This is a genomic window from Phenylobacterium sp., from assembly GCF_044236515.1.
In the GTDB taxonomy this organism is placed as follows: domain Bacteria; phylum Pseudomonadota; class Alphaproteobacteria; order Caulobacterales; family Caulobacteraceae; genus Phenylobacterium.
This window is the reverse complement of sequence record NZ_JBIIGK010000002.1, coordinates 28,861-44,213: the sequence shown is the minus strand read 5'-3', so window position 1 is coordinate 44,213 and position 15,353 is coordinate 28,861. Positions and strand designations below refer to the sequence as shown.

The window sequence follows — 15,353 nt, the reverse complement described above, 5'->3', positions numbered from 1 at the left end:
CCGTACGGGCCAGCCCTTACGGACATCTCCGAATTTCGCGGAATCCCGGGGCCGCGTACGCCTTCGCCATAACGAAGGACGTCGACATGACCTTGCAGGCCCGCCCCTCCGAGACCGCCCCCTCCGCGCTGATCGCGGCCATGGACACGCTCGCCACTACGCGCCTGTTCGGCCGGGATGAAGAGGTTTATGCCCAGGGCGCGCCGGTCGAGCATCTCTATAGGTTGGTGCGCGGCGTGGTGCGCACGACGCGGCTGACCGCCGACGGCCGACGCCAGGTGGGCGATTTCTACTATGCCGGCGACCTGCTCGGGCTCGAGGTCGGCCCCGATCACCAGTTCTCGGCCGAGGCGCTGACCGACTGCGAGGTTCAGGTGGTGCGCCGCGGCGCGGTCCGCGCCTTCGCCGGCGATGCGGCGATGGATCGCGCCATCCTCGAGGGCATCCGGCGCGAGCTGGAACGGGCCCAGGCGCACGTCATGCTGCTCGGCCGGCGCAGCGCCCGCGAGAAGGTCGCGGCGTTCCTCAAGAGCATGGCCGAGGGCTGCGCGGGCGCGAGGGGCGGGCCGCAGCCGGTCGAGATGCCGATGGGTCGGCAGGACATGGCCGATTACCTGGGCCTGACGATCGAGACCGTCTCGCGGATGCTGACCCAGCTGCAGGACGAAGCCGTCGTCGAGTTCCCCGCCGTCCGCCGGTTCCAGGTCAAGAAATGGGATCGGCTGGAGGCCCTGGCGGCCTGATCGCGCCCCTGCCCGGCCGGTCCTCCCCCGCGGGCCGGAGCTGACGCGCAGACGCCGGACGGGTCGCCGTCCGGCGTCTTTTTCTTTGCCGGAGCCTCTCAGATCGCCCGGGAATGCCGCGTGGCGTCAGGTGCGAAATAGGCGTCGAAGGCCGCGGCGATCGAGCGGATGACCAGACGGCCCGCGCCGATGGCCGTCACCCGGCCGCCCACGTTCCTCACCAGACCGTCGGCGACGAAGGGGGCGAGGCGCGAAATCGCCTCCGAAAGCTCGGCGCGCTTACGGCCATGCCGAGCGCAGACCGCGTCCAGGTCGACGGTCAGGTCGCACATCAGCCGCTCGATGATCTCGCCGCGGAAGCGGTCGTCGGCGGTCATCGCCACGCCGCGCGCAACCGGCAAGCGCCCGGACTTCACCGCCGCACGCCAGGCCAATTCCTGCGCCGCATTCTGTACGAAGCCCTGCGGCAGCGAGCCGATGGACGAGACGCCGAGCCCCAGCAGGGTCGGCGCGGCGTCGGTCGTGTAGCCCTGAAAGTTGCGCCGCAGGGTTCCCTCGGCCAGCGCCGCCGCCATCGGATCGTGCGGCGCGGCGAAATGGTCGAGGCCGATCCGGACGTAGCCGAGAGCCACCAGCCGTTCGGCGGCCGCCTCGCTCTGGTCGAGCCGCTCTGCGGGACCCGGCAAGGCGGCTTCGTCGATCAGCTGCTGGTGCGCCTTCATCCAAGGGACGTGGGCGTAGCCGAACAACGCGATACGCTCCGGCCGCAGGCGCGCCACGGCGTCGATGGTGGCGAGCGTCGCCGCCGTCGTCTGATGCGGCAGGCCGTACATCAGGTCGAGATTGATCCCGGAGACGCCGGAGTCGCGCAGCCAGCCGACGCAGCGGGCGATATCCTCGAAGCTCTCCCGCCGGTTCACCGCCGCCTGAACCGTAGGGTCGAGATTCTGGACGCCGAGACTGGCGCGGGTCAGACCCGCCTGCGCGGCCGCCTCGACCCACGCCTTGGTCAGGACGGCGGGGTCGAGCTCGGCGGCGATCTCGATGTCCGGCGTGAAGCTGAACGCCCGGCGCAAGGCGCCGACCAGGACGGCGACCTCCTGCGGCGTCAGCATGTTGGGCGTGCCGCCGCCCAGGTGCACGGCGGCGGCGGGCATGCGCGCCGGCAGGGCCGCCTGCAGCAGGTCGAGCTCCGCCAGCAACATCTCGACATATTCGCCGACCGGCGCATGGCGGTTCACCGCCCGCGTGTTGCAGCCGCAGTACCAGCACAGCCGCTTGCAGAACGGGATGTGCAGATAGAGCGAGACCGGATCGTCGGGCGGCAGCGCTGAGAGCCAGGCGCGATACGCCGCCTCGTCCACCGCGGGCGTGAACTGCACCGCCGTCGGATAGCTGGTGTAGCGGGGCGCGCGGCCGTCATAGCGGGCGACGAGGGCGGCGCGGTCGGGCTGGCGGTCGGAGGTGTCGCAAGGGGCGAGGCTCATGTACCTGTCCTGCCGCAGAGGACCGCGCCGCGCCGTGATCTCTATCAAACCGCCGGCCGATCCTCGGGATCGTCCACCAGGATGCGGTTGGCGTCGCCGACCGGATCCTCGTACTGGCCGTCGCGCAGGGTCCACCAGAAGGCGCCCACCGCCATCAGGCCAAGGCCGACCGAGAACGGCGCCAGGATCAACAGGATCTCCATCAGCGGCCTCCCGTCCGCAGGGCGTTGAGCGTCACCACCAGCGACGAGCCCGACATCGCCAGGGCTGCGATGAACGGATTGATCAAGCCGAGCATCGCCGCCGGCGCGGCCGCGAGGTTGTAGAGCGCGGCGAAACCGAAGTTCTCCAGCGCCCGACGGCGGGCCGAGCGGGCCACGTCAAGCGCCTCGACCACAGAGCTCAGGGCGCAGCCGGAGAAGACGAGGTCGGCGGCGTTCTGGCTGGCTTCCAGCGCCGAGCCAGGAGCCATGGCGGCGTGGGCGCGGGCCAGGGCGGCGGCGTCGTTGAGCCCGTCGCCGACCATCAACACCTTCCTGCCCGAAGCCTTGAGGCGGTCGATCGCCTGCGCCTTCTCTTCGGGCGTCAGGCCGCCGCGCCAAGCGTCGATCCCCGCCTCGACGGCGGCGCGGCCGACGGCGGCGGGGGCGTCGCCGGACAGCACCTCGACGGTCAGCCCGCGGGCGCGCAGGGCGCCGATGGTCTCGGCCGCGTCGCGGCGCAGGGCGTCGGAGAACCGAACGCGTAGCTTGATGTCGTCCTCGAACCCGAACCACAGCTCGGTCTCAGAGGCGGCGTGCTCGCCCGCCCCGACGAAGGCGGCGCGGCCGAGGCGCGCGCGGCGCCCGCCGATGAGGCCCTCCACCCCCTGCCCGGCATGCTCGCAGGCGTCATCGGCGACCGGCCCGATCCCCGCCTCGGCGGCCAGGGCGCGGGCCAGCGGATGGCGCGACGCGCGGGCCAATGGGGCGGCGAGGGCGAGGAGGGCGGGCGACGCGTCGACCAACTGCGGGCGCCCCTCGGTCAGCACGCCGGTCTTGTCGAAGACGACATGGTCGACCTCCGCCATCCGTTCGAGGGCGGCGCCGGACTTGACCAGAACGCCGCGCCGGAAAAGGCGCGCCGAGGCGGTGATCTGCACGGCGGGAACCGCCAGCCCGAGCGCACAGGGGCAGGTGACGATCAGCACCGCCACGGCTCGGATCAGCGCCTCGCGCGGGCCGAGGCCCAGCATCCAGCCGCCGACGAAGGTCAGGGCCGAGACGGTGTGGACCACCGGCACGTAGACGGCGGCCGCCTTGTCGGCCAGGCGGACGTAGAGCGAACGCGCCTGGGCGCCGGCCTCGACCAGCCGGGCGATGGCGGCCAGGGCGGAATCCTCGGAGCGGGCGGCCACGCGGACCCGCAGCAGGCCGGTCAGGTTGATCGCCCCGGCCCGGCAGAGATCCCCGGGTCCGGCCGCGGCGGGCGCCGTCTCGCCGGTCAGCAAGGCGGTGTCGAGCTCAGACGCGCCGTCGAGGATCACCGCATCGACCGGCAGCCGCTCGCCCGGACGGACGACGAGGACGTCGCCCGGCGCCAGCTCGCTGAGCGGCACGCAGCGCTCGGCCCCGGCGGCGTCGAGCCGGTTGGCGGCCGGGGCCTGGAGCGCCAGGAGATCGCCGGCGGCGCTGCGGGCGCGGGCACGGAGCTGGTGATCGAGCCAGCGGCCGATCAGCAGCAGGAACAGCAGGGAGACCGCGGCGTCGAAATAGGCGTCGTGGCCCTTCAGCACCGTCTCTGAGAAGCTGATCGCCAGGGTCAGGATCACGCCGATGGAGATCGGCACGTCCATGTTCGCGCGCCGAGCCTTCAAGGACCGCCACGCCGAGCGGAAGAATGGCAGCCCGGCGTAGAAGGCGCACGGGGCGCCGACCGCGCCGGAGAGCCACATCATAACCGTGCGCGTGGCGGGGCCGAGTTCCTGCCCGAACAGCCCGGCCCAGAGCGGCACAGAGAACATCATCGTGTTCATCGCCCCGAAGGCGGCGACCGCCATGGCGAGGATCAGCGCCCGGCCCTCGCGGTCGTGGGCCGCCTGGGCCTGGCCGGGGTCGTAGAGGGTGGCGGGATAGCCGAGGCGGTCCAGCGCCTCGACCACCCTCGCCGGATCGCCGGCGGACCCCGTGAAACCGACCGTCAGCTTGCCGGAGGTCAGGTTCAAACGCGCCTCGGCGACGCCGGGCACGGCGCGGACCTCGCGCTCGATCTTGGCGAGGCAGGCGGCGCAGCGTGCGCCGCGCACCAGAAGGTCGACCGAGCCCTGCCCGGCGGCGTCCTTGCGGACGAAGGCGGAGAGGTCCGGCCGGCCGGCGGCCTCATAGGTCAGGGCCATGTCAGCCTCCGTTCGGCGACGAAGCGGCGGCCCGCGGTGTCGCTCGCCTCGGCGGTAAGGTCCCAGGCCCCGGCGATCCGGCCGGTCGCGGCCTCGTAGCGGCCCGGCGCGGTCTCGATGAACTTCGGGGTCAGGCGGCCCGCCTCGGTGGCCGGGCGCTCCAGCCGCGCGGCGATGTCTAGGCCTCGGATCGGGCTGCCCGCGGCGTCCTGCACGGTGAGCGTCACGACCCCCGCATTGGCGGTCGCGGCGGCGCGCCAGCCGAGCGCAGCCTGGGCCCGCTGTTGGGCGATGCGCTGGTTGTAGAGCAGCCCGTCTTCGTAGGGCGTCACAGACACCTGGCCGGGGAAGGTGCGCAAGGCCAATACCGTGAACAGCACGTCGACGGCGATCACGACGGCGAAGAAGGTCACAACCCCGGCCAGCATGTGCCAGCCTGTGAAGCGGAAGCCGGGCTTTACGCCCGCGGGAGTGGTCGCGCTCATAGCTCGTTCGCGGCTCCGGAGAGGAAGGTGGTCTTGGCGCGCACCGTGCGGCCCTGGCCCGTCACCTCGAAGGCGGCGGGCAGGCGGGCGGCGGTGAGCGCCTCCGGGCGGGCGGTGACGAAGACGCGGACCGCCGTCACCTCGTTGGGCGGCAGGATCACGCGCAGCGCGCCAGCGGCCGGACGGCCCGGCGTGCGGACCCGGACGCCCGGAACGCCGCTGAAGCGCACCTCGACCGCAGCCGGCTCGAAACCGCGGTTGGCGATCTTCAACGTATAGCCGTTGCGCACGGCCCCATCGTGCAGCCGGACGAACGTCGGGTTGCGGTCGCGCAGGGCATGGAGGTCGAGGCTCGTTCGGGTCGCCAGGCCATAGGCCATCAGCGCGCTGACCAGGACGAGGGCGACGGCATAGTAGCCGGTCCGCGGGCGCAGCAGCTTGTAGCGCGGCCTGTTGCCCTTCTCCCGCTCGGTGACGGCGCTGTCGGTGTCGTAGGCGATCAGGGCTTTCGGCCGGCCGACGCGGGTCATGATCTCGTCGCAGGCGTCGATGCACAGGCCACAGTTGATGCACTCGAGCTGCGGCCCGTTGCGAATGTCGATGCCCATCGGGCAAGCGACGACGCAGGCTTGGCAGTCGATGCAGTCGCCGCGCCCGTCCCATCCAGCGCTCTTCTTGTGCGCCCCGCGCGGCTCACCGCGGTCGTAGCGGTAGGTGACCTGCAGGGAATGGTGGTCGAGCATGGCGCCCTGGATGCGCGGCCAGGGGCACATGTAGATGCAGACCTGCTCGCGCATGTGGCCGGCGAACACATAGGTCGTGGCGGTCAGCAGCACGGAGAAGATGTAGGCCGTGGCCGGCGCCTGGCCGACCCAGTACTGCTGGATCAAGGTCGGGGCGTCGTGGAAGTAGAAGATCCACGCCCCGCCGGTCGCGAAGCCGATGGCGAGCCAGGTCAGGTGCTTGCCCGCCCTGCGCCAGGCCTTGTCGAACGACAGCGGCGCGGCGGCGAGGCGCATGCGGGCGTTTCGGTCGCCTTCGAACAGCCGCTCGACGTAGATGAAGAGGTCCGTCCACACCGTCTGAGGGCAGGCGTAACCGCACCACAGCCGGCCGAACAGCGCCGTCGCCAGGAACAGCGCCAGGGCCGAGATCACCAGCAGGCCGGTGATGAAGTGCACCTCCTGCGGCCAGAGCTGGATGTCGAACAGGTAGAAGCGGGCGCCTTCGAAATCGACCAGCACCGCCTGGTCCGGCAGGGCGCCGGGCCGCTCCCAGCGGATCCAGGGCGTCACGTAGTAGATGCCCAGCATGAGCGCGAGCAGCGCCCACTTGATCGCCCGCCACCGCCCGCGGACCAGCTTCGGATAGATCGGCGTGCGCGGTGCGTAGAGGCCGCCGGCCCCACCCTTCTTCCGCAGCCGGGCCGCGGGCGACACCGGACCCGTGGTCTCGGCCGCCCGGTTCTGCGACACGCAATCGATGACCACGGTCATGGCGTCGGCGCGCCTCCGATCGCGGCCACCTCTTCCTCGCCGCCGCCGGCGTTGGCGTGGATGTAGACGGCGAGCGCCTTGAGCGTCTCGGGGCTGAACCGCGCTTCCCAGGTCGGCATGACGCCGTTGCGGCCGTTCCAGATCTGGGCGCCGATGGCCTCGCGGTCGGCGCCGTAGAGCCAGTCGGCGTCGGTCAGGTTCGGGGCGCCCATGGCCGCGATCCCCTGCCCCGCCGGCCCGTGGCAGGCGGCGCATTGCTCGGCGAACAGCAGGCCGGCGCGGCCGGCGGCGGCCAGATCAGCCTTCCGCCCCGACAGGGCCACAACGTATTCGGTCAGGTCGCGGATCTGGGCGGCGTTCAGCATCTGGTCACGGCCGAAGGCCGGCATGACCGTGGCGCCGAGGGCCTGGGCGTGGCCGGAGCGGACGCCGACCCGGATGGTGCGATGGATCTCGTCCAGCGACCCGCCGTAGAGCCAGACGTCGTCGCGCAGGTTGGGATAGCCCTTGGCCCCCGCCCCGCCCGCGCCGTGGCAGGTCGCGCAGTTGTCGCCGAACACCGACTGGCCGACCTGCAGCGCCAGGGCCTGGAGCTCGGGACTTTGCTCGATCTGCTGCAGGCTGACCGACTTCAGCTTGGCGCCCGCCTGGCCACGCACGGCCTCGAGCCTTGCAAGCTCACGCGAAACGTTGGCCCGGTCGGACTCCCCTCGCAGGCCCTTGGTGTAGCCGCTGTTCCCCGGCCAGGCGGGCATCAGCACCCAGTAGACCACGGCCCAGAGCACCGAGCCCCAGAAAACCCACAGCCACCAGCGCGGGAGGGGGTTGTCGAGCTCCTTGATGCCGTCCCACTCGTGGCCCGTGGTCTCGACGCCAGTGTGGTCGTCGGTTTCGCGCTCAGACATGGTCGGTCTCGTCGTTCTCGAGCGGCAGGTGGGCGAGGCGCTGGAACGCCGCCTTGTTCTTGGGCCACAGCGCGTAGATCAGGCCGGCCAGGAAGACGGCCACGAAGTAGATCGTGCCGCCCTGCTGGGCGAAGCGGGCGGCCGCCTCGTAGGTCAGGCCGCTCATCGCAGGTTCTCCGCGTCTTCCGCCTTGTAGGACCGGAAATCGACCGTCGTGCCGAGCATCTGCAGGTACGCCACCAGAGCGTCGAGCTCGGTCAGGCGCTCGGGATTTCCGTCGAAGTCACGCTGCGCGATCTTCACGCCGTAGCGCTTCTTCAGACCCGACTGCTCGCCGGCGAAGGGGTCGACCTGGGTCTCGAGGTCGAGCTTCGCATTCTGAATCTGCACCTTGGTGTAGGGGACCCCGACCCGCTTCAGGGCGACCAGCCGCGCCTCGATGGCCCGGTAGTCGAGGTCCCTTTCCGCCAGGAAGCGGTAGGGCGGCATGTTCGATTCCGGCACCACCGAGCGTGGGTCGACCAGGTGGTCGCGGTGCCAATCGTCGGAGTACTTGCCGCCGACCCGGGCGAGGTCGGGCCCGGTGCGCTTCGAGCCCCACTGGAATGGGTGGTCGTACATGCTCTCGGCCGCCAGGCTGTAGTGGCCGTAGCGTTCGACCTCGTCGCGCAGCGGGCGGACCATCTGTGAGTGGCAGACGTAGCAGCCTTCGCGGACGTAGATGTCGCGGCCGGTCTGTTCGAGCGGGGTGTAGGGGCGGACGCCGTCCACCTTCTCGATCGTGCTCTCCAGATAGAAAAGCGGCGAGATCTCCACGAGGCCGCCGATCGACACCACCAGGATGATGCCGATCACGAGCCAGATCGAGTTCTTCTCGAGGGTCTGGTGCTTCTTCCACATGGGCGCGGCCCTTACTCAGCCGCCGCGAGGGCGGGGACGGGCGCGACCGGAGTTCCGAGCGCCTTGACGGCGCTGGGCATGCGGATCGTACGCCACAGGTTGTAGGACATGATCAGCGCGCCGCCGAGGAACATGAGGCCGCCGACAGTGCGGATGATGTTGGGGATGTGCTTGGCCGCGACGGTCTCGACGAAGGCGTTCGCGAGGTAGCCTTGCGGCGTGTACTCGCGCCACATCAGGCCTTCCATGATCCCGGAGACCCACATCGAGGAGATGTAGAGCAGCACCCCAGTGGTCGCGATCCAGAAGTGCCACTCGACGAGCGCGTTGGAGTACAGCCGCTCCTTCTTCCAGAGCCACGGGACCATGCAGTAGATGCAGGCGAAGGTGATGAAGCCGTTCCAGCCGAGCGCGCCGGAATGGACGTGGCCGATGGTCCAGTCGGTGTAGTGCGAGAGGGCGTTCACGGCCCGGACACTCATCAGCGGACCTTCGAAGGTCGCCATGCCGTAGAAGGCGATGGCCACCACCATCATCCGGATCACCGGGTCGGTGCGGACCTTGTCCCAGGCCCCCGAGAGGGTCATCAGGCCGTTGATCATGCCGCCCCAGGACGGCATCCACAGCATGATCGAGAAGGTCATCCCCAGCGTCTGGGCCCACTGCGGCAGGGCCGTGAAGTGCAGGTGGTGCGGACCGGCCCAGATGTAGATGAAGATCAGCGACCAGAAGTGGACGATGGACAGTCGGTAGGAATAGACCGGCCGCTCCGCGCGCTTGGGCACGAAGTAGTACATCATCGCCAGGAAGCCGGCGGTGAGGAAGAAGCCGACGGCGTTGTGCCCGTACCACCATTGGGTCAGGGCGTCCTGCACCCCGGCGAAGGCCGAGTAGCTCTTGGCCTCCAGCGGCCCGACGGGCATCGCCAGGTTATTGACGACGTGCAGCAGGGCGATGGTGACGATGAACGCCAGGTAGAACCAGTTGGCGACGTAGATGTGGCGCTCGCGGCGCTTCCAGATCGTGCCGAGGAAGACCAGCAGATAGGCGACCCAGACGATCGTCAGCCACAGGTCCACGTACCACTCGGGCTCGGCGTACTCCTTTGACTGGGTGATGCCGGCCATGTAGCCGGTGGCCGCCAGGACGATGAACAGCTGGTAGCCCCAGAACACGAACCACGGCCAGGCCCCGCCCGCCAGCCGCGCCTTGCAGGTGCGCTGGACGACGTAGAAGGACGTGGCGATCAGGGCGTTGCCGCCGAACGCGAAGATCACCGCGCTGGTGTGCAGCGGCCGTAGCCGGCCGAAGTTCAGCCAGCCGGCCTCAGGGAAATAGAGCTGGTTCGGCCAGGCGAGCTGGGCGGCGACGAACACCCCGGCGGCGAGGCCGGCGACCGCCCAGAACATGGTGGCGATCACCCCGGCCCGGATCACCCCGTCGGCGTAGCGCGAGGTGTCGGTGCGGAAGCGGCCCGATCCCAGGCCCACCGACATCACCAGGAAGGCGGTGACGAAGGCGGCGATGGCCACATAGCCGTGGAAGCGGAACGACGGGTCCGGCGTCAGCGCCGTCGCCAGGATCGAGCCCAGAGCAAGCAGCCCGGTGAGCGTGTAGAGGAGGATGACGTCGAACGACATCTCCTCCTGATTTGCGAGCGCCTGGGTCATGGGTCCGGACAGCGGTTGAAGACTGTCCGCTTCCATGCCGCGCCGCCTGCCCCGGGGCCTTGATATCGGTCAACGACCCCCGGTCACGATTGCCGCAACAAGGCCCCACAACGGCAAGGGGTCGCGCATGTCGGCACATCTCAATCGCGCTGAGCGGGCGATGTCGGCGCTGCTTGGCCTCACCCTGCTGGCCAGCGCCGGCCTGTCGCTCGACCTCGCGGGCGATCACATGGCGTCCCTGGGGGAAATCTGCGGCGGCGACAGCGCGCACTGCGCCTGGTGCTACGCCGCCGCCGGCCTGGGGCTGGCCGCGCTCACCGCCTTCGTCGCGGCCGCTCGGCCAAGCTTCCTACGGTCGCATTGTGACGGACCGCCGCTCTTCTATCTGTCCGCACATGCCGACCTACCGCGTTTACAAGCTGAATCCGGCCGGACGCATCGTGTCCGGCGAGTGGATCGAAGCAGCTGACGGCCGGTGCGCGAGATCGAGCGCACGCAATGTGCGACGCCGCGACACCGTCTGTGGAGGTTTGGCGAGGCGCACGGCGGGTGGGCGTCCTGCCGTGCGAGAACGAGGCGTCTCGGCCGGCCGGTTAGCGGCTTGAGGGGCGGCCAGGACCGCCGGGCGCTCGTCTTCGCTACAACGATCACAGGGCGGTTGAGGGTCTCGTGCTAGACGACAAGCCGACGTCCGCTTCCGACCCGGAACGGCTCTAAGCTCCGAGCCTGCAGTTGTCCTCCAGATGAGCGCAAATCGCGGGCAGCAGCAGCAAGACGAGCGCCGACGTCTCGCATGCGCCCGCGCGGTTCTGTTTGTGGGACATATGCTCAACGTCGGTCGTCGCAAGCCGGACCAGGCTGCGTTGTCCTGATCCGGCCTGCGGTCGCGCGTCAATAATTGGCCTTGAGAGTCACCCCGTAGGTGCGCGGATCGCCGAGCGTCCCCGCGATGGCGCCGGTGTTCGTCACTAGCAACGTGAAAAAGCTCGGTACAGCTCGCCCGTTTGAACGCTTCCCTTACTGGGATGGAGTCGAAACCATTGAGCTCCCGCCAACGCTGGGCGCGTAGGGCTGGGACCTCTCAGCGCCATCGGAGTTCGCTGGGCAGGCGTCGCCGTAGACACGGCACGTCGCGCCACCGCCATTTTTAGAACGCGACTCGCCGAGGCGACGATCGGCAGCATCAGATGGCCGCTGGCCTCTGCGTCCGCACCATTTCACCGACGGTGCCGAGGCTCGGTCCGAGGCGACGCCTGCCGGCCCCGACCACACGAACGCCAGGCTATTGCCGCGTCAGCCAGTAGGTGACGAACTCGTGCGTCTTGCGTACGGTTCTCGGCGGCCCGGAGAAATAGAACTCGCTGCCCGCGAAGACCTTGCGCTCGCGCCAGGTGACCTCGCCGGTGTCTTCGCCCTGTAGCGCTTCGCGCAGCCTGCCGCGGTGGGCCTTGGGGACGAAGGAGACATAGGTGGCGTCGGACATGGGGACTCTCCCGCAACGCCCGAGCGTCCCACAGGTAGGCATCGCTCACCATGCACAAAGGCGAACGATCCACAGGATGGGCGGCTCCGCCCGCGACTGCGCGCGGCCGGCCTCGTATGGCGTAACCCAGGAGCCTCGAAGGCTCCCAAACGCCGCCCACGCGGCGAGCTGACGCAGCGACGTCTTGCCCGGTGTCGCCCGCCGCCGGGCGCTCGCTGAATGAGGGTTCGGGTCCTCCCCACGGATTTGGCGTGAGGCGGGAGGACGGGGCGGAAAAATGAAGACCATCGCGGTTTTGTCCCGCAAGGGCGGCGCCGGCAAGACCACCCTGGCGGTCAGCCTGGGCGTCGCGGCCCAGCAGGCCGGCCTCAAGGCTGTCGTCGCCGATATCGACCCGCTGCGCTCCGCCGCGGTCGTGCTCGGCGGCCGGCGCGACGCGGGCTCGATCCTGGTCGAAACGAGCGCGCGCAAGCTGAAGGCGGTGCGTGACGCTTGTCACCGCAACCGGTGCGACCTGCTCATCCTCGACACCCCGCCGTCGCCCGCGAACGACGTCGTCAAGGCGGTCGAGATCTCCGACCTGTGCCTGGTGGTCTCCCGCCCCTCGGCGCTCGACCTCGCGGCGATCGAGGAAACGGTCCAGCTCGTCCGCAGACATCATCGGGACGGGCTGATCGTCCTGAACCAGTGCCCCTCGGCCCGGAACGGTGTCGAGGCGGGCGTCACTCGCCGTGCTCTGCAGGCGCTGGAGTTCGGCCGCCTGCCGGTGGCGACGACGAAGATCCGTAGCCGTCTGTCCTATCAGCAGGCCGCCATCGAGCGGATGGGGGTCACCGAGTTTGCTCCCGGCTCCGAGGCGGCCGTCGACCTTCAGCGACTGCTCGTGGAGGCCGGCGAGCTGACGTCGCGGGGGCCGGCCCGCAAAGACCACCCCGCACTTAGCGAACGCGCGGCGGCGTCGAACGCTCAGGGCGGAATGGAGGATACCTGGGGCAGCTCGACGCTGGGGCTTGTCACAGCGTCCTCCGCACTGTCCTGGGAATTCGCCTAAGTCCAAAGAGCCGATTCATATCGGCGAGCGTGCTTGGAGCGGCCCTACCATTGCGGGGTCGGGGCCTCTCCTTCCAGGAACTCCCGCAACCGGCGCGCACAGCCGCGGTCGATCTGCGCCCAAGGCAAGCTCTCGACAGCGAACAGCTCAACCCGGCGGATCTCACGGCTCGCCACCGGCCGGACGCTGCCGATGTGCGCGAAGAACACCGCGATGTGGTCGTCCGCGAGCGCCTCGCGGTGGGTATGCAGCGACAGCAGCCGAGGCGGCTCCGCAAGCGTCACGCCGGCCTCCTCCCGCAACTCCCGCTCCACCGCGCCGAAGACGCTTTCGCGAGGCTCCACGCCGCCACCCGGCAGCCACCAGCCCCCACGATAGGTGTGCTCCACAAGCAATATTCGGCCGTCTTCGTTCTGAGCGATCGCGCGCACCCCCAGGACCTTTCCCTTGGCGACCCGCCAGTAGAGATAGGCTATCGGCCGCAGCAGATCGGCCAGGCGCCTGAGCCAGCGGATCCCTGCCCCCGCTCCTACTGAAGCCGTTGAACGGTCGCTGATGTGTCGCCTCCGGACGGTTCCGGCTGTCGCCCCCTACGGAAGCGGGTCCAGCTCCAAGCCGTGAGTTTTCATCCCCCACTGGTGCTGCAAGCAAGGAAACAGTAGAGCCAAACCACTCAAAGGGCAGGACCGCGTACGGCCAGTAAGGTTGGCGCTCGCCGCACCTTACCTACCCACGGACATCGTCACGGCTCGGTCGGCCCAGAGCTAGGCCTCAGGGCGCCTTGGTCAGTGAGAGATCGGCGGTCGTGGTCCAGGTCGCGCCGCCGTCGGTCGAGGTCTCGTTCAGCTCTCGGACCTGCCCGTTCGGCATGAGTTCGAAGCCGAAGCGGCTGAGCCGCTCGACGCCGTCCCGCACGGCGGCGCGCTGGTATCGCACGTGCCCCGGCTTTTCAGCCGCGCCCTTGAAGTGAAGCGTCGAGCCGGTGTTTCCCGCCCAATAGTACTGCCAGTTGTTCTCAGCCTTCGAGTAGCTGAGCACGGCCACGCCGGTGTTCCCGCCGGGCTTGACCGGCATCCAGGTGTGCAGGATTGCGCACCCGTTCGCCGCGCGTTCGAACCGAGCGGTGGCGACCTTGTCCTCCCCGCGACGCACGTCCCATGTCCCGAGGATGTAGTCGTGCTGGCGGAACTCAGGCGTCTGGCACGCAGGGTCGGTCCCGCTCTGCGCATGAGCGGACCAGGCGACGAAGAGGCTCGCCATCGGGGCCAAAAGCGAAACCATTCGACGGCCCGACATTCTGCGGGCCGCGCTCAAAATGCCCGCGTCATCGGCGATATCTTCAGTCCGCATGGCCGTCCTCCCCTCTGCTGAGACGCAAATTGGACGATCGACCAGATTTTGGCAAGCCAGCGATTTCTCCTAGACCCCAGGTCTCGTCAGGAGGAGATCGTACTCGACCGCCCAGGTGGCGCCGCCGTCCCAGGAGGCCTCGCCCAGCTCTCGGATATGCCCGTTTGCGAGCAGTTCGAAGCCGAAGCGGCTCAGACCCTCTTCGCCGTTCCGCGTCGTCCTGCGCCGATAGGCGATGTGGCCCGGCCGCTGCTGTTCACCCCGATAGTGGACGGGGTCGCCACTGTTGCCAGCCCAGAAGTACTGCCAGTTCTGCTCCCCCTCGCAGTAGCTCAGAATTGCGACGCCGGCGTGCCCCCCCGCAGTGGCCGGCGTCCACGTATGGAGGATCGCGCGGCCGTCCGCCGCCAGCTGGAAACGCGCGGTGGCTACCCGATCGCCCGCTCGCCGGACCTCCCAGTCCCCAAGAATGTAGTCATGCTGACGGTGGGGGACGACGCGCGGCGCGGCTTCGATCATCTCTCATCCCTTCTGCCGCGTAGCTTCGCCGCCGGACGAGTCGGCGTGGCCTCACGGTTCCGATCACGCCGCCCGAGTTCAGGACAAACGTCAAGTTTCGGCGCCGTCGCTCGGCAAACCGCGCTAGGACTGGGAGATGCAGCGGGTCGGAGAAGGCATGGGCGAAACGGAATCCCTGAAGGTGAAGCCCCGCCCCGGGACCTATGCGCGTACGGCCAGCACCGTGGAGCAGATTCTGAACGCGACGTTGCGCGTCCTGACACAAGAGGGCTACCCAGCCCTGACCCTCCGCCGGGTGGCGGCGGAAAGCGGCTTCAGCCTAGGCCGGTTGCATTATCATTTCCCGAGCAAGGACTCCCTTTTGAAGGGGCTGCTGGATGCGGTCCTGGCGTCCTATGAAGACCGCGCCGCGCGGACCCTGGATGTGCTGGATCTCGACGACGAGACCAGGTTCAAGGCCGGTCTGTTCAACGTCCTGCGGGACATCCAGTCGTTTCAGACCACGCACCTGTTCCCGGAGCTGTGGGCGCTGGCGAACCACGACCCGGAGCTCTCGGCCCGACTTCACGAGTTCTACTACAAGGCGCGGGCGCCGGCCCGACGCCTGTTGCAGCGCCTGAACCCCACCCTGCAGAATGAGGAGGACCTCGAGACGGTCGTCGTCTTCGTGGCCTGCTTCGTGGAAGGCTCCGCGATCTTCGCCGGGTACGGTCGGCCTTACGCCGGGAAGATGCCGGATCTGGCGGCCATGGCGCTTCGGGGCCTGTTCGATGTCATCACGACGGTGACGCCGGCGGAGCTCGCAAGTCTTCGCACGGCGTGGGCTGAAGCGCCTGCCGAGATCTCCGGACCTCCAGCCTTCCTTCTCCAGCCCCGGCCCCGGTAAGTGA

General features: G+C 69.3%; 17 protein-coding genes. 4 read left to right on the top strand and 13 right to left on the bottom strand.

From position 1 onward, the window contains the following. The first annotated feature begins 86 nt into the window (after positions 1-86). Entirely contained in the window at positions 87-743 is a 657-nt protein-coding gene (locus tag ACILRF_RS00495; RefSeq protein WP_395670297.1) for a helix-turn-helix domain-containing protein, read from the top strand. A 98-nt stretch (positions 744-841) separates the two neighbouring features. On the opposite strand, the gene hemN is transcribed toward ACILRF_RS00495, so the two are convergent. Genes hemN through ccoN form a run of 9 tightly spaced genes read right to left on the bottom strand, consistent with a single transcriptional unit; the run spans position 842 to position 9,886 of the window. Beyond that, positions 842-2,230, bottom strand: coding sequence for an oxygen-independent coproporphyrinogen III oxidase (gene hemN / locus ACILRF_RS00490; protein WP_395670296.1), 1,389 nt, complete (start codon positions 2,228-2,230; stop codon positions 842-844). Positions 2,231-2,274: 44 nt separating this feature from the next. Next, a complete protein-coding gene (gene ccoS / locus ACILRF_RS00485) occupies positions 2,275-2,433 on the bottom strand; it encodes a cbb3-type cytochrome oxidase assembly protein CcoS (protein ID WP_395670295.1) in 159 nt (52 codons plus the stop codon). Continuing rightward, on the bottom strand, positions 2,433-4,604 hold the full coding sequence (locus ACILRF_RS00480) for a heavy metal translocating P-type ATPase (RefSeq protein ID WP_395670294.1): 2,172 nt from the start codon (positions 4,602-4,604) through the stop codon (positions 2,433-2,435). The genes ccoS and ACILRF_RS00480 overlap by 1 nt, the downstream gene beginning before the upstream one ends. Further along, positions 4,595-5,089, bottom strand: coding sequence for a FixH family protein (locus tag ACILRF_RS00475; protein ID WP_395670293.1), 495 nt, complete (start codon positions 5,087-5,089; stop codon positions 4,595-4,597). The genes ACILRF_RS00480 and ACILRF_RS00475 overlap by 10 nt, the downstream gene beginning before the upstream one ends. Then, a complete protein-coding gene (gene ccoG, locus ACILRF_RS00470) occupies positions 5,086-6,585 on the bottom strand; it encodes a cytochrome c oxidase accessory protein CcoG (RefSeq protein ID WP_395670292.1) in 1,500 nt (499 codons plus the stop codon). The genes ACILRF_RS00475 and ccoG overlap by 4 nt, the downstream gene beginning before the upstream one ends. Beyond that, complete coding sequence (gene ccoP, locus ACILRF_RS00465; protein ID WP_395670291.1) at positions 6,582-7,490, bottom strand: cytochrome-c oxidase, cbb3-type subunit III; 909 nt, start codon at positions 7,488-7,490, stop codon at positions 6,582-6,584. Before ccoP ends, ccoG begins: the two co-directional genes overlap by 4 nt. Then, the gene (locus ACILRF_RS00460; protein WP_395670290.1) at positions 7,483-7,656 is read right to left on the bottom strand and encodes a cbb3-type cytochrome c oxidase subunit 3; all 174 of its coding nucleotides are present in this window, start codon (positions 7,654-7,656) and stop codon (positions 7,483-7,485) included. The genes ccoP and ACILRF_RS00460 overlap by 8 nt, the downstream gene beginning before the upstream one ends. Next, on the bottom strand, positions 7,653-8,390 hold the full coding sequence (gene ccoO / locus ACILRF_RS00455; RefSeq protein WP_395670289.1) for a cytochrome-c oxidase, cbb3-type subunit II: 738 nt from the start codon (positions 8,388-8,390) through the stop codon (positions 7,653-7,655). The genes ACILRF_RS00460 and ccoO overlap by 4 nt, the downstream gene beginning before the upstream one ends. Before the next feature lie 11 nt (positions 8,391-8,401). Continuing rightward, complete coding sequence (gene ccoN, locus ACILRF_RS00450) at positions 8,402-9,886, bottom strand: cytochrome-c oxidase, cbb3-type subunit I (RefSeq protein WP_395670316.1); 1,485 nt, start codon at positions 9,884-9,886, stop codon at positions 8,402-8,404. Between the two features lie 301 nt (positions 9,887-10,187). On the opposite strand from ccoN, the gene ACILRF_RS00445 reads away from it, so the two are divergent. Next, positions 10,188-10,529, top strand: coding sequence for a hypothetical protein (locus ACILRF_RS00445; RefSeq protein WP_395670288.1), 342 nt, complete (start codon positions 10,188-10,190; stop codon positions 10,527-10,529). 813 nt (positions 10,530-11,342) lie between these two features. Here ACILRF_RS00445 and ACILRF_RS00440 read toward each other — a convergent pair. Then, positions 11,343-11,543 carry a hypothetical protein gene (locus tag ACILRF_RS00440; RefSeq protein WP_395670287.1) on the bottom strand — a complete coding sequence of 67 codons (201 nt, stop codon included), beginning with the start codon at positions 11,541-11,543 and terminating at the stop codon, positions 11,343-11,345. A gap of 277 nt (positions 11,544-11,820) precedes the next feature. Here ACILRF_RS00440 and ACILRF_RS00435 point away from each other — a divergent pair, with 277 nt between their 5' ends. Beyond that, positions 11,821-12,594: an AAA family ATPase gene (locus ACILRF_RS00435; protein WP_395670286.1), complete on the top strand. Its 774-nt coding sequence runs from the start codon at positions 11,821-11,823 to the stop codon at positions 12,592-12,594. 44 nt (positions 12,595-12,638) lie between these two features. Here the strand turns inward: ACILRF_RS00435 and ACILRF_RS00430 are convergent, their stop codons facing one another. From ACILRF_RS00430 to ACILRF_RS00420, 3 genes are all read right to left on the bottom strand, one after another. After that, the gene (locus tag ACILRF_RS00430; protein ID WP_395670285.1) at positions 12,639-13,025 is read right to left on the bottom strand and encodes an NUDIX domain-containing protein; all 387 of its coding nucleotides are present in this window, start codon (positions 13,023-13,025) and stop codon (positions 12,639-12,641) included. A 340-nt stretch (positions 13,026-13,365) separates the two neighbouring features. Continuing rightward, positions 13,366-13,875: a hypothetical protein gene (locus ACILRF_RS00425; protein ID WP_395670284.1), complete on the bottom strand. Its 510-nt coding sequence runs from the start codon at positions 13,873-13,875 to the stop codon at positions 13,366-13,368. A gap of 138 nt (positions 13,876-14,013) precedes the next feature. Beyond that, complete coding sequence (locus tag ACILRF_RS00420) at positions 14,014-14,463, bottom strand: hypothetical protein (protein WP_395670283.1); 450 nt, start codon at positions 14,461-14,463, stop codon at positions 14,014-14,016. 136 nt (positions 14,464-14,599) lie between these two features. Here ACILRF_RS00420 and ACILRF_RS00415 point away from each other — a divergent pair, with 136 nt between their 5' ends. Next, positions 14,600-15,349: a TetR/AcrR family transcriptional regulator gene (locus ACILRF_RS00415; RefSeq protein ID WP_395670282.1), complete on the top strand. Its 750-nt coding sequence runs from the start codon at positions 14,600-14,602 to the stop codon at positions 15,347-15,349. Positions 15,350-15,353: the final 4 nt, after the last annotated feature.